Source organism: Bradyrhizobium sp. CCBAU 11430 (genome assembly GCF_028128855.1).
GTDB lineage: Bacteria > Pseudomonadota > Alphaproteobacteria > Rhizobiales > Xanthobacteraceae > Bradyrhizobium > Bradyrhizobium ottawaense.
The window spans coordinates 194,413-207,070 of record NZ_LBJV01000003.1 but is presented as its reverse complement, the minus strand read 5'-3'; the positions used below and the strand labels follow the sequence as shown (position 1 = coordinate 207,070).

Annotated in this window: 11 protein-coding genes and 1 pseudogene; 4 read left to right on the top strand and 8 right to left on the bottom strand. The window is 66.2% G+C overall.

The features are described from left to right. The first annotated feature begins 25 nt into the window (after positions 1 to 25). Positions 26 to 1,102: a BMP family ABC transporter substrate-binding protein gene (locus tag XI04_RS00990; RefSeq protein ID WP_212475615.1), complete on the top strand. Its 1,077-nt coding sequence runs from the start codon at positions 26 to 28 to the stop codon at positions 1,100 to 1,102. A 111-nt stretch (positions 1,103 to 1,213) separates the two neighbouring features. On the opposite strand, the gene XI04_RS00985 is transcribed toward XI04_RS00990, so the two are convergent. After that, the gene (locus XI04_RS00985; RefSeq protein WP_212475614.1) at positions 1,214 to 2,563 is read right to left on the bottom strand and encodes an 8-oxoguanine deaminase; all 1,350 of its coding nucleotides are present in this window, start codon (positions 2,561 to 2,563) and stop codon (positions 1,214 to 1,216) included. A 163-nt stretch (positions 2,564 to 2,726) separates the two neighbouring features. On the opposite strand from XI04_RS00985, the gene XI04_RS00980 reads away from it, so the two are divergent. Together XI04_RS00980 and XI04_RS00975 are read left to right on the top strand one after the other, a co-directional pair. Further along, entirely contained in the window at positions 2,727 to 3,554 is an 828-nt protein-coding gene (locus XI04_RS00980; protein WP_097668448.1) for an FAD binding domain-containing protein, read from the top strand. Further along, the gene (locus XI04_RS00975) at positions 3,551 to 6,292 is read left to right on the top strand and encodes a molybdopterin-dependent oxidoreductase (RefSeq protein WP_271623359.1); all 2,742 of its coding nucleotides are present in this window, start codon (positions 3,551 to 3,553) and stop codon (positions 6,290 to 6,292) included. The genes XI04_RS00980 and XI04_RS00975 overlap by 4 nt, the downstream gene beginning before the upstream one ends. A 182-nt stretch (positions 6,293 to 6,474) precedes the next feature. Here the strand turns inward: XI04_RS00975 and uraD are convergent, their stop codons facing one another. The 7 genes and pseudogenes from uraD to XI04_RS00940 form a co-directional block, all read right to left on the bottom strand. Continuing rightward, positions 6,475 to 7,362, bottom strand: coding sequence for a 2-oxo-4-hydroxy-4-carboxy-5-ureidoimidazoline decarboxylase (gene uraD / locus XI04_RS00970; protein WP_271610041.1), 888 nt, complete (start codon positions 7,360 to 7,362; stop codon positions 6,475 to 6,477). A gap of 5 nt (positions 7,363 to 7,367) precedes the next feature. Beyond that, positions 7,368 to 8,303, bottom strand: coding sequence for an allantoinase PuuE (gene puuE / locus XI04_RS00965; RefSeq protein ID WP_028142662.1), 936 nt, complete (start codon positions 8,301 to 8,303; stop codon positions 7,368 to 7,370). After that, positions 8,304 to 8,717, bottom strand: a complete 414-nt coding sequence (locus XI04_RS00960; RefSeq protein WP_014493672.1) for a DUF3830 family protein — start codon at positions 8,715 to 8,717, stop codon at positions 8,304 to 8,306. Positions 8,718 to 8,807: 90 nt separating this feature from the next. Beyond that, positions 8,808 to 9,083 carry a hypothetical protein gene (locus tag XI04_RS00955; RefSeq protein WP_028142663.1) on the bottom strand — a complete coding sequence of 92 codons (276 nt, stop codon included), beginning with the start codon at positions 9,081 to 9,083 and terminating at the stop codon, positions 8,808 to 8,810. 381 nt (positions 9,084 to 9,464) lie between these two features. Continuing rightward, a pseudogene (locus tag XI04_RS00950) lies at positions 9,465 to 10,322 on the bottom strand (hypothetical protein); the annotation flags it as partial. A gap of 156 nt (positions 10,323 to 10,478) precedes the next feature. Further along, entirely contained in the window at positions 10,479 to 10,682 is a 204-nt protein-coding gene (locus tag XI04_RS00945; RefSeq protein WP_018321158.1) for a hypothetical protein, read from the bottom strand. Positions 10,683 to 10,987: 305 nt separating this feature from the next. After that, entirely contained in the window at positions 10,988 to 11,650 is a 663-nt protein-coding gene (locus XI04_RS00940) for a glutathione S-transferase family protein (RefSeq protein ID WP_028143984.1), read from the bottom strand. 135 nt (positions 11,651 to 11,785) lie between these two features. On the opposite strand from XI04_RS00940, the gene XI04_RS00935 reads away from it, so the two are divergent. Further along, the gene (locus tag XI04_RS00935) at positions 11,786 to 12,502 is read left to right on the top strand and encodes a DUF599 domain-containing protein (RefSeq protein ID WP_028143985.1); all 717 of its coding nucleotides are present in this window, start codon (positions 11,786 to 11,788) and stop codon (positions 12,500 to 12,502) included. Positions 12,503 to 12,658 lie beyond the last annotated feature (156 nt).

Here is a 12,658-nt window from a genome sequence, read left to right as displayed (position 1 = left end):
TTCCCCTGATGTTTGGAGATCGATGATGAGGAAATCCCTTCTTGCGCTGGCTGCCGGGCTCTTGCTGGCCGGAAGCGTCAGTGCAGCCTCCGCCGCCGACAAGCTCAAGGTCGGCTTCATCTATCTGGGTCCGATCGGAGATTTGGGCTGGACCTATCAGCACGATCTCGCCCGGCAGGCGCTGGTCAAGGAGCTGGGCGACCAGATCGAGACCACCTATCTGGAGAACGTGCCTGAAGGCCCCGACGCCGAGCGCTCCATCGAGCAGCTCGTCCGCGCCGGCAACAAGCTGATCTTCACGACGTCGTTCGGCTACATGGATCCAACGCTGAAGGTCGCGAAAAAATATCCGAACGTGCATTTCGAGCACGCCACCGGCTACAAGCGCAACCCGAACATGTCGACCTATTCGGCCAGATGGTGGCAGGGCCGCTACATCCAGGGCTTGATCGCGGCCAGGATGACGAAGTCGGGCGTGCTCGGCTATATCGGCTCGTTCCCGATTCCGGAGGTCGTCTCCGGCATCAACGCGACGATGCTGGCGGCGCAGACCATCAAACCTGACATCAAGGTCAAGATCATCTGGGCCAACACCTGGTTCGACCCGGGCAAGGAGGCCGACGCCGCCAAGGCGCTGATCGACCAGGGCGCCGACGTGATCATGCAGCACACCGATTCGCCCGCCGCGATGCAGATCGCCAGCGAACGCGGCAAGCTCGCCTTCGGCCAGGACTCCGAGATGATCAAGTTCGGGCCCAAGACCCAGCTGACCTCGATCCTCGACACCTGGGGCCCCTACTACATCGAGCGGGTCAAGGCCGAGCTTGCCGGCACCTGGAAGTCCCAGGACAGCTGGGGCGGCCTCGACAGTCACATGTTCGCGATGGCGCCCTATACCAACATGCCTGACGACGTGAAAAAATTGGCTGAGGATGCCCAAGCCGCGATCACTGCAGGCAAGCTGCATCCGTTCAAATGCCCGATCGTTGGGCAGGACGGCAAGCCGGTGGAGTGCAAGGGCGGCGATCACCTCGACGACGGCCAGATCCTCGGCATGAATTTCTACGTCAAGGGCATCGACGACAAGCTGCCGGGCAAGTAGCACGCTTCTTGCTTAGGCTAGATCACCTGCTCCTCCCGGAGGAGGTTCGGAGGGGGTGGCCAGAAGCACCCGGCACTTGTGGTCGCCCCCTCTTTCTATCCTGCCTTGGCATTATCCGGCCCGCATGGCCTGCGCCGCCGAACTGTGGCGGCTGATGAGGTCTGCCACGTCGAGGCCCGGGATCGCACCGTCGATCACGGCCCATTTTCCCGCCACCATCACCCGGTCGGCCCGATGCGCTCCGCACAGCACCAATGCGGCCAAGGGGTCGCCATGACCGGAGAAGCGCAATTCGTCGAGCCTGAACAGCCCGAGGTCCGCAGCCTTGCCGACGGCGATCTCGCCGAGTTCCGGCCGGCCGACGCACGCCGCCGACCCCTTGGTCGCCCAGCGCAGCGCATCCTTGTGGCTGACCTTGGCCACCCCGTAACGCGCCCGCTGCAGCAGGAAGGCGGCGCGGACCTCCTGCATCAGGTTGGAGCCGTCGTTCGAGGCTGAGCCGTCGACACCGATCCCGATCCCGACGCCGGACTCCTCCATCTCGCAGACAGGACAGCAGCCGGACGCCAGCAGCTGGTTGCTGCACGCGCAATGGCTGATGGTCGTCTTCGCCTTGCCGAGCCGCTTCATCTCATCGGCGTTGAAAAATATGCCGTGGGCGAGCCAGGTCCGCGCATTGAGCCAGCCGCATTGCTCGAGATAGTCGAGCGGACGGCAGCCATACATCTGCTGGCAGAATCTGTTTTCGTCCTCTGTTTCGGCGAGATGGGTGTGCAGGCGCACGTCGAGCTTATCAGCGAGATCGGAGGTGGCGCGCATCAGCGACGTCGTCACCGAGAACGGCGAGCACGGCGCCAGCGCGATCTGCACCATCGCGTCCAGGCCGCGCTGGTGGTGCTTGGCAACCACGCGCGCGCTGTCTGCGAGAATCGTGTCCTCGTCCTGCACCACGCTGTCAGGCGGCAGGCCGCCGTCGCGCTGCGACAGGTTCATCGAGCCGCGCGTCAGCAGCACCCGCACGCCGAGACGCTTCGCCACGGCGACCTCGATATCGACGGCATCTTCGAGGCCCGCGGGGAAGACGTAGTGATGATCGGTCGTGGTGGTGCAGCCCGACAGCAGCAGCTCGGACATCGCCACGGTGACGCCGAGCTCGAGCGCCTCGGGCGTCAGCCTCGCCCACACCGGGTAAAGCGCCTGGAGCCAGGGGAACAGCTCCCGATCCATCGCCGCCGGCAGCGCCCGGGTCAGCGTCTGGTAAAAATGATGATGGGTGTTGATCAGGCCCGGCAGCACGACATGTTCGCTCGCATCGAACACCACGACATCAGCGGTCGCTGGCGCGGCGCCAGCCGGCACGAGCTCGACGATGCGGCCGTCCTTTACCACGATCCCGCGCTCGGCACCGTCGGCGAGGATGGCCAGCGGATCCCTGATCCAGATCGGCTTTGCGTCGCTCATGATCCCGCTTCTCCTTTACATCCGCTGACAGGCCAGCCAGGTAAACGCTGGCCCAGCCACCTTCGCGCCAGGACTTGTTTTATTGCGACTTGTTTGTTGCCACTTGGCTCCGGTCTTGCAAGACTCATCGGCACGATTCACCGGCGGAAGCTTTGGCGCAGCCATGGATTTGAACACCATCACGACGGTCGCCCATCCGCAAACGCGCGCGCAGCTGCCCGCCTGGACGGCAGGCGACGCCTGGCTTGCGGGCGGCACGTGGTTGTTCTCGGAGCCGCAGGTGCATCTGAAGCGGCTGATCGATCTGACCGACCTGAAATGGCCGGCGCTGACGATCACGGACAGCCATCTCTCCATCGCCGCCACGTGCACGGTCGCGCAGCTCGACGGACTTGCCTGCCCGTCCGATTGGCTCGCCGCGCCGCTGATCAACCAGTGCTGCCGCGCCTTCCTTGCGTCGTTCAAGATCTGGAAGACCGCGACCGTCGGCGGCAATCTCTGCATGTCGCTGCCGGCGGGACCGATGATCTCCCTTACTGCAGCGCTGGGCGGCGTCTGCACCATCTGGAAGGCTGGCGGCGGCGAGCAGAGGATTCCTGTCGTCGACTTCGTCACCGGCAACCAGCGAAATCGCCTGACACCGGGCGACCTGCTTCGCCAGATCGATATTGGGATTGCCGCGCTGAAACGCCGCACGGCATATCGCCAGATCTCGCTGGCGCCGGTCGGCCGCTCGGCGGCGCTCCTGATCGGCAGCCTCGATGCCGACGGCACGCTGACGCTCACGGTCACCGCGTCGACGGTGCGGCCGATCCAGCTGTCCTTTCGCCGGGCCCCGGACGCGAGCGCGCTGGGCGACGCGATCGCCCAGCAGATCACGGACGATCTGTACCACACCGACATCCACGGCCGGCCGCTCTGGCGCAAGCACATGACATTGCGGCTCGCCGAAGAGGTTCGCCGCGAGCTGCTGGGGGCAATGCCGTCATGAGCTTCGAGGTCAACGGCAAACCGTTTGCGCAGGAGCCGCGCGCCGGCCAGTGCCTGCGCACGTTCCTGCGCGAGCTCGGCCATTTCGGCGTGAAGAAGGGCTGCGACGCCGGTGACTGCGGCGCCTGCACCGTGCTGCTCGACGGGGAGCCGGTGCACAGCTGCCTGATCCCGGCGTTCCGCGCCGAGGGACGCAGTGTGACCACGATCGAAGGCCTCGGCGGAGACCACGGCACGCATCCGATGCAGCAGGCCTTCCTCGATGCGCAGGGCTTTCAATGCGGCTTCTGCACCGCCGGCATGATCCTGACCTGCGCCTCGCTGAACCAGGCGCAGCGGACCGATCTCGGCGCGGCGCTGAAGGGCAATATCTGCCGCTGCACCGGCTATCGCGCGATCGAGGATGCATTGCTCGGCAAGACCAATGTCGAGGCGAGCGTCGAGGCCGGAGCCGCGTTTGGCCGCAGCCTGCCGGCGCCCGCAGGCCCCGACATCGTGCGCGGCGACGCGCGCTACACCTTCGACACCGCCATCGACGGCCTGCTTCACGTCAAGCTGGTGCGTTCGCCTCATGCCCACGCCAGGATCGTCGCAATCGACAAGTCGGAAGCGCTGAAGGTTCCCGGCGTACACGCGGTGCTGACACATGAAGACGCACCTTCGATGCTGATCTCGACCGCGCGGCACGAGATGGACTGGATGGACCCCGAGGACACCCGCGTTCTCGACGACGTCGTCCGCTTCATTGGCCAAAGGGTTGCCGCCATCGTTGCCGAAAGCGAAACCGCCGCCGAGGAGGCCTGCCGCCGGCTGAAGCTCGATTATGAGATTTTGCCTGCGCTGATCGATCCGGAGCAGGCGATGGCGCCCGGTGCGCCCGTCATTCATCCCGACCGCACCACCGCGAACCGCATCGCCGACGCTCAGCGCAACCTCGCTGCGGAGACGCATGGCGAGTTCGGCAACGTCGCGGCGGCGCTCGCGATAGCTGCCGTCACCTTCGAGGGCACCTTCCACAGTCATCGCGTGCAGCACGCGGCACTGGAGACCCATGGCGGCCTCGCCTGGCTCGATGCCTCGGGCGTGCTCAATGTCCGCACCTCGACCCAGGTGCCGTTCCTGACCCGGCGCGCGCTGTCCGACATCTTCAAGCTTCCTCCCGACAAGGTCCGCGTGTTCTGCGAGCGCGTCGGCGGCGGCTTTGGCGGCAAGCAGGAGATGTTCGTCGAGGACATTCTGGCGCTCGCTGCGCTCAAGACGGGACGTCCGGTGAAGCTGGAGCTCACCCGCGAGGAGCAGTTCATCGCGACCTCGACGCGGCACCCGATGCGGGTCCACATCAAGGCCGGAGCGGATGCCGGCGGCAAGCTCACCGCGCTCAAGCTCGACGTGCTCTCCAACACCGGCGCTTACGGCAATCACGCCGGCCCGGTGATGTTCCATTCGCTGTCGGAGTCCATCGCGGTCTACAATTGCCCGAACAAGCGGGTCGACGGTCATGCCGTCTACACCAACACGGTGCCGGCGGGCGCGTTTCGCGGCTATGGCCTGCCGCAGACGCTGATCGCGATCGAGGCCGCGATCGACGAGCTCGGCCAGCAGCTCGGCATCGACCCCTACGAGATGCGCCGGCGCAACATCGTCAGGAACGGCGATCCCATGCTGTCGCCGCCGCCGTCCGAATTTCACGACGTGCTCTACGGCTCCTACGGGCTCGACCAGTGCCTCGACCTCGTCGAGCGCGCGATGCAGGCCGACGGCCCGCAGCCGGACCTGTCGCCGGACTGGATGATCGGTGACGGCGTCGCGCTGACCATGATCGACACCGCGCCGCCGGCGGGCCACCTCGCCGACGCGACGATTACGCTCAACGATGACGGCGGTTTCGATCTCACCGTCGGCACCGCCGAATTCGGCAACGGCACCAGCACCGTGCACCGGCAGATCGCCGCGACCACACTCGCGACCACCGTCGACAGAATCCGACTGCGCCAGTCCGACACCGCCCATGGAGGCCACGACACCGGCGCCTATGGCAGCGCCGGCATGTTCGTCGCCGGCAAGGCGACCCATGCGGCTTCTCTGCAGCTCGCGACCGAATTGAAGGCGGCCGCCGCCGGCGCGTGGCTGTGTGACGTCGGGAGCTGCGTGCTCGAGGACAACGCCATCGTCAGCGGCGTCCGGCGCATGCCTTTTGCGGAGCTGGTGAAGCTCGCGCGCGAGCGCGGGCAGCCGTTCGCAGGCAGCGGCAATTCCGAGGGAACACCGCGTTCGGTCGGCTTCAACGTCCAGGGTTTTCGTATCGCCGTGAACAAGGCCACCGGCGAGCTCAGGATTCTCAGGAGCGTGCACGCCGCGGACGCCGGAGTGGTCGCCAATCCCATGCAGTGCCGCGGTCAGGTCGAAGGCGGCGTGGCGCAGGCGCTCGGCGCCGCGCTCTACGAGGAGATGGTGATCGACGCCGAGGGGCGCGTCACCAACCCGAAATTCCGCGACTACCACCTGCCCTCCTTCGCGGACGTGCCCCGCACCGAGGTGTTCTTCGCCGAGACGTCCGACACGATCGGACCGTTAGGGGCGAAGTCGATGAGCGAAAGTCCGTACAATCCGGTCGCGGCCGCACTCGGCAACGCCATCGCGAATGCCACCGGCATCCGCTTCACCGCGCCGCCCTTCAAGCCGGACCGGCTGTTTCCGGCGCTGCACGCGAAGTTCGGCAACTCCACTGGGACGCGATAGCTCGACCACGGCGACGCTGTTCTCCCTCGCCCCGCTTGCGGGGAGAGGGTTGGGGTGAGGGGGAGTCTCCGCAAGGACGGTGACAGTTGGACGCGTCGAGAGTCCCCCTCACCCGAATTCGATCTACGATCGAATTCGACCTCTCCCCGCAAGCGGGGCGAGGTGAAGAGCGCGCCTTGCATTCAGCTGCCGCGATAGGTCGAATAGCTCCAGGGCGTGACCAACAGCGGCACGTGATAGTGCCCCTCTGGCTCGCTGACGGCGAAGCGCAGCGGGATCTCGTCGAGGAACGGCGGATCCGACAGCGGTACGTTGCGCTCGGCGTAGTATCTGGCAACGCTGAATTTGAGCTCATAGCGGCCGATCGGCAGCGGGCGACCGCCGATCAACGGCTGATCGGTGCGACCGTCCGCATTGGTCACCGCGCGCGCGATCACACGGCTCTCGCCGAGGCTTGCGAGCTCCACGAGCTCGACCGGGATGCCGGACGCGGGCTTGCCGGCGTGGTTGTCCAGCACATGGGTCGAGAGCCGGCCGTGCACCTTCAGCCTGTCGTCGGCCATGACGAGCTGATCCAGCCGCAGCGCGGAGATCCGGCCGATCTCCTCGATCGCGCGCCGCGTCTCGGTCTTGGCGATATTGCGTAACCGCCTCTCGAAGTCGCGCAGCACGGAATCCCGGGTGTGGCGGCGCACGCAGACGATATAGGGGAAGCCGAACTTGTCCCGATAGGCGCTGTTGACGCGCTCGAACGCCGCGTATTCGGCATCCGACAACCTATCGAGGCCGGCGCTGTTCTGCTCGTCGGTCGATTCCACTGTCAGCCCCGCCGCGCGCTGGGTCTTGCTGGCGAGATCCGGATGCGCCCGGATCAACGCCAATTGCACGTCGGGCTCGGCGCTCTGGATCGCCGCCATCAGCGCCGTGTGCAACTGATTGATGCCGGCAAACGGTCGCTTGTCGGCGAGCTGCTCGGCGATCCACGGCGAATATTCGACGACATTGGCGAGCGCCGCGACGAAGTCGGCCTTGCTTGCGGCATTGAGGTCGGACAGCGATATCTGCGACATCGTCCTCAACCGATCTCGAACGCAGTGGCCGCGAGATGCGCATGCTTGTCGTGCCAGTGCTGGGCGATCTGCAATCGCGTCGGCACCCAGACGCGTTCGTGCTTGCCGATATAATCGAGGAAGCGCATCAGCCCCGCAGCGCGTCCGGGCCGGCCTGCGAGGCGGCAATGAAGGCCAACCGACATCATCTTCGGCGCAGTTTCGCCTTCCGCATAGAGCACGTCGAAGGCGTCCTTCAGATAGGTGAAGAACTGCTCGCCCTCGGCAAAGCCTTGCGGGTTGATGAAGCGCATGTCGTTGGCGTCTAGCGTATAGGGAATGACGAGCTGCTTGCCGCCCGCGCTCTTGACCCAATAGGGCAGATCGTCGGCATAGGAGTCGCAGAGATAGAGGAAGCCGCCCTCCTCCATCAGCAGACGGTTGGTGTTGATCGAGGAGCGCCCGGTGTACCAGCCGAGCGGCCGCGATCCGGTGGCCTCAGTGTGGACGCGGATCGCTTCCGCGATCTCGGCGCGCTCCTGTGCCTCGGTCATGTCCTTGTGCTCGATCCATTTCAGGCTGTGGCTGGCGATATCCCAGCCCGCCTCCTTCATGGCGGCGACGATCTCGGGGTTGCGCTTCAGCGCGGTGGCGACGCCGAACACGGTGGTCGGCCAGTTGCGCGCGGTGAACATCCGCCACAGCCGCCAGAAGCCGGCCCGCGAGCCATATTCGAACATCGATTCGATATTGGCGTGGCGCTGGCCCGGCCAGGGCTGCGCGCCGAGCACGTCGGACAGGAACGCTTCCGAGGCGCGATCGCCGTGCAGGATGTTGTTTTCGCCGCCTTCTTCGAAATTGACGACGAACTGCACCGCGACCCGCGCGTTGCCGGGCCACTCGGGGTGCGGCGGGTTGCGGCCGTAACCGCGGAGATCGCGCGGGTAGCGTGTGTCAGCCACTCAGACTTCCTCGAAGCGGATCGGCAGCGCGCCCTTCCACAGCACGCTCTTGCCCAGCGTCGCCAGATTCTCCAGGCCCGAGGTCAGCGTGATGAAGTGGTTGCCGGCGAGCTGGCCCATCTTGCTGGCGAAGTGAACGCCGCCATAGGCCAGCAGGATCTCGGTCTCGCTGATGCCGCCGGGATAGAGGATGATCTGGCCCGGCGCGGGATAGCTGGTGTGGTTCTCGTAGCCGACGCCGAAATCGAGATCGCCGAGCGGCATCCACACGCCCTCGCCGCTCCAGCGCACATGGATGATGTGGCTTTCGAACGGCAATGCCTTGCGGAAGGCGGCGACGGTCTTGGGTGCCAGTTGCTCCTCGAAGCGGGCATCGAAGGTGAAGTCGCCGGCACGGATAACGAGTTTGCTCATCTCATCTCTCTGGATCGGGGCCGGTGGCCCCACGGATAATTTTCAAGCAAAGAGCACTCCCGACAGTTTCGCGCAAGGGGCGCGGACGCGTCACCTGCGGTCGTAGGACCAGCCGAAAATGCCGCTCCGCCGCGTCTCCGGTTCCGGCTCGGCGGCCGGCGGAGGGGCTTCCTTCAGTTCCGCCCGCGGCGGCGGGGGCGGTGCCGGCAGGATCTCGCATGTCATGGAGTAGACCAGCTTGCCGTCGGCGGTACGCCCGATCGGGACACAGGGATCGGGATGTCCGGCCGCGGTCTTCGGCGCCAACTTGACTTGCGCGGCCGCCGGTGACGCCAACAGCAGCAGGACCAGCAGATATCTCGACATCGTTGTCGCCTGAAAGCTCGATTGGCCCATTGAACTGGATTGCCGCGGGCAAGTCCATCGGCACCGGAGGGCGCGATTGCCGAATATTTAGCCGGGCTGGGCCGGGCGACTTCGCAAGGGACTGCCGGCGCGCAAAGACGGGGCAAGCTCCATCGCTTCCCTCTCGTGTCCCGGACGCGATGCAGCGCGAAGCGCTGCTTCGCAGAGCCGGGACCCAGAAGGCGATAGGGCGCGATGCGGATGGATGTGCCCCGGCTCTGCAGCGCACCGCTTCCGGACGATGCTTCGCATCGCCGGGGACGCTGCGCTGCGTCCGGGGCACGAGAGCGGAGTGTGGCGCAGGCTGTGTCCACATGTCATTGCGACTCCAGTGCACATCCCAGCGGCGCTGCCGTNGGGCGCGCGCGGTGCCGGCGCTGCGTTCGCGGCGGCGGGCGCCGCCTGGCGCGTCGTCGCCGTGGGCTCCGGATTCATGATGCTGACCGGCGGCGTCGACGAGGCGCTAGGGAACTCAGCGCTGGTCGGCTTGCCCGTCGGCATCGCGGGCGGCAGCCCGGCAAGCGCGGCCGTGGCCGGCATCGCCGACGCCGTTGCAGGCGCGTTCCAGGTTGGCGCATGGCGCGCGACCAGCATGTCGTAGAGATGGGCGTCCATGTTGGCGGCAACCCGCTGCTGGTCGGTCAGCGAGCGGAACGCGGCGCAGTCGAACTGCGTGCAACCGTCGCGCACGACCAGCACCTGCGCCACGAGGCCGTAGCGATCGTGCTCCAGCGCCTTGCGCAGCACCTTCATGTCCGTCGTCAGGCTCTTCTCGGCGGTCGCGGCATCACCGAGCGCGGTCAGCCGGTCGATTCGGACCGCGGTATAGGAGACGGCGGCAGCCGCGGCATCCGGCGAGCCGAACAGCGCCTTCTCGCAGCCAATGGCGACCGCATCGCCGGCGAGATCGTCGAGACAGGACAGCGCCGGCAGGCTCGCGATGACGGCACCTTGCGCGCGCGCTTCGGTCGGAGCGTCCTGCCCCGCCGGTCCATAGACGCGCACGGTGGCAGCTCCGGCGATCGCGATGGACAGCAGCGTGATCACGGTCAGCGCGCCGTTGGCGACCGACCTGTCGGCGCGCAGCAGCGTGATCAGCAGGATCAATCCGAAGAATCCGGCAGCCGCCAGCGTCATCCACATCGGAAAGGCCGGCGAGCGCCAGATTTGGTCGAGCGAAGTGGCCCATGCCCAGTTCATGCGCGACGTCCCCTCACGCGAGCAGAGAGCGAATGGTCAAGCGAGCACCGCGAGTCGGCAACTGGCCCCAGCCCACCTTGGGAAGGTGAAGCGGGCCTTTTGACGGCGGCAGGACACAATTCCGCAGGGGGCGCGAATGCGCGGGAGCGTCGGTCTTCAGGACAGCGCGAGCTGGCTTTCCTTGGCGACGCGTTCGAAGGCTTCGGTCGAGCTTTTGATCCGGTACTGGCAGTCGTCGCCGTCGGTCGGCAGCAGGCGGATGACCTCGTACGAGCCGCTGGCAGCAGGGCGCGCGACGTTGCTGGCCGTGAACAATACGCGCGTTCCAATCGGGAATTTGTGCTTCAACACCCTCTCCATCACTCAAACAACGCCTGCCTCGCCCATGGTCCCACTGCGACGGCCGGCCAGAAACCCAGCGCTGTATAGCACGCGGCCAGCCGTTTTGGCCAGCGCCATGCCACCATGGCAAACGTGTAAATCCTGCAATCTTTTCAGAATGATAGGGATGGAACCGGCAGGTCGATGATACCGCCGGGGCCGCATGTTCAGGCGGCATGTCGCAGGGCCGGTCGCAGCCCGATTGGCATATGGCCCCGGTCAATGCCCGGAACGTGAGCGCCGCCGGCCGGCACACAGCCAGCGGCCTCGTTCGGACCGACCGGTCAGGCGTCCTCGAACTTCTCGATGACAAGGGTTTCGGCCAGCCCGTCGCGGGTCCATTCCTGGAACGCCGGCAGCGCCATCATCGTCTCCATGTAGGCCTTGGTGTCCGGCGCGACGTCGATCGCGTAGGTGCGCAGGCGATGCACCACCGGCGCGTACATCGCATCGGCCGCACCGAAGCGGCCGAACAGGAACGGACCCTTGGCACCGTAGCGCGTGCGGCACTCGCGCCAGATCTCCTCGATGCGCGCGACGTTGGCCTTGGCGTCGGCCGACAGCGCCAAGGGCCGGACCGGCCGGTGCAGGTTCATGCCGCATTCGTTGCGCAGGGGCACGAAGCCGGAATGCATCTCGGCGCACACCGATCGGGCATGCGCGCGCGCGGCGACGTCGTCGGGCCACAGCTTCACTTCCGGATAGCGCTCGGCGATGTACTCGATGATGGCGAGCGAATCCCACACCGTGACATCGCCGTCGACCAGCACCGGCACCTTGCCGGCACGGCTGAAGGACAGGATCTGCTCCTTGTCCGCGGGATTGTCGGTGTAGAGCGGGATCAGCGTCTCCACGAACGGGATGTCGTTGGCGCGAAGCGCGAGCCATGGCCGCATCGACCATGACGAGTAGTTCTTGTTACCGATCGCGAGTTTCAGCGCAGCCATGTCATCAGTCCTTCCCGAGACGTCCTAGGGCGAGCCGCTTTTAACGCCATCCCCTGCCGCCAATCAATCGTTGCTGCGCCCCGTCATGCGTGGCAATCGTTGCGGTTCTCGCCAAGAGACGGACATGAGACAGACATGAGCAGGCACTGGGTCGACATCACCGCGGTCGGCTTCTTCATCATCGAATGGCTGGTCTATGCCCTGACGCTGGAGCATTCGGCCTACGGCCGCGACAGCCTGTCGGCGCGCATGAACCGCTATCGCGAGGTCTGGGTGCGCCGGCTGCTCGACCGCGAGACGCGCATGGTCGACATGCAGATCATGGCCTCGCTGCAGAACGGAACCGCTTTCTTCGCCTCGACCAGCCTGATCGCGCTCGGCGGCGCGCTGGCGCTGCTGCACGCCACCAACGACGCGATCACGATTTTGAGCAAGCTGCCGATCGACCTCAGCACGTCGCCGGCGATGTGGGAGTTGAAATGCGTCGGCCTCGTGCTGATCTGCGTCTACGCCTTCTTCAAATTCGCCTGGTCCTATCGCCTGTTCAACTATGTCGCGATCCTGTTCGGCGGCATGCCCCCGGCCGAGCGGCGCGACACGCCGGAGGCGGAGGCCCATGTCATCCGCACCACGCGCCTGTTCGAATCTGCCGGCCGCCACTTCAACCGCGGCCAGCGCGCCTTCTTCTTCGCGCTCGGCTATCTCGGCTGGTTCGTCAGCCCCTGGCTGCTGTTCGTGACCACGGCGGCCGTGGTGGTCGTGACCTGGCGCCGGCAATTCGCATCGAGCGCGTGGGCCGCGATGGCGCCGGAGGTGGCGGATGGCGATGAGGCGATGAAGCGCGGTCATTGAGGCGCTCCCGTGTCCCGGACAAGCTGCAACGCGCGAGTGTTGCGGCGCAGAGCCGGGACCCAGGGCAACACGGCGCGATGCGGATGGATGGGCCCCGGCTCTGCAGCGCACCACTTCGTGCTGCGCCGCGTCCGGGGCACGAGAGCGGTGAGTGGC

What these genes read in the sequence shown, in the direction of transcription:
- XI04_RS00945 (WP_018321158.1), bottom strand. Translation starts at nt 10,682, where the DNA reads ATGGAGAGGGTGTTGAAGCACAAATTCCCGATTGGAACGCGCGTATTG.
- uraD (WP_271610041.1), bottom strand. Translation starts at nt 7,362, where the DNA reads ATGTCGCAGATATCGCTGTCCGACCTCAATGCCGCAAGCAAGGCCGAC.
- XI04_RS00985 (WP_212475614.1), bottom strand. Translation starts at nt 2,563, where the DNA reads ATGAGCGACGCAAAGCCGATCTGGATCAGGGATCCGCTGGCCATCCTC.
- XI04_RS00990 (WP_212475615.1), top strand. Translation starts at nt 26, where the DNA reads ATGAGGAAATCCCTTCTTGCGCTGGCTGCCGGGCTCTTGCTGGCCGGA.
- XI04_RS00955 (WP_028142663.1), bottom strand. Translation starts at nt 9,083, where the DNA reads ATGTCGAGATATCTGCTGGTCCTGCTGCTGTTGGCGTCACCGGCGGCC.
- XI04_RS00975 (WP_271623359.1), top strand. Translation starts at nt 3,551, where the DNA reads ATGAGCTTCGAGGTCAACGGCAAACCGTTTGCGCAGGAGCCGCGCGCC.
- XI04_RS00980 (WP_097668448.1), top strand. Translation starts at nt 2,727, where the DNA reads ATGGATTTGAACACCATCACGACGGTCGCCCATCCGCAAACGCGCGCG.
- XI04_RS00935 (WP_028143985.1), top strand. Translation starts at nt 11,786, where the DNA reads ATGAGCAGGCACTGGGTCGACATCACCGCGGTCGGCTTCTTCATCATC.
- XI04_RS00940 (WP_028143984.1), bottom strand. Translation starts at nt 11,650, where the DNA reads ATGGCTGCGCTGAAACTCGCGATCGGTAACAAGAACTACTCGTCATGG.
- XI04_RS00960 (WP_014493672.1), bottom strand. Translation starts at nt 8,717, where the DNA reads ATGAGCAAACTCGTTATCCGTGCCGGCGACTTCACCTTCGATGCCCGC.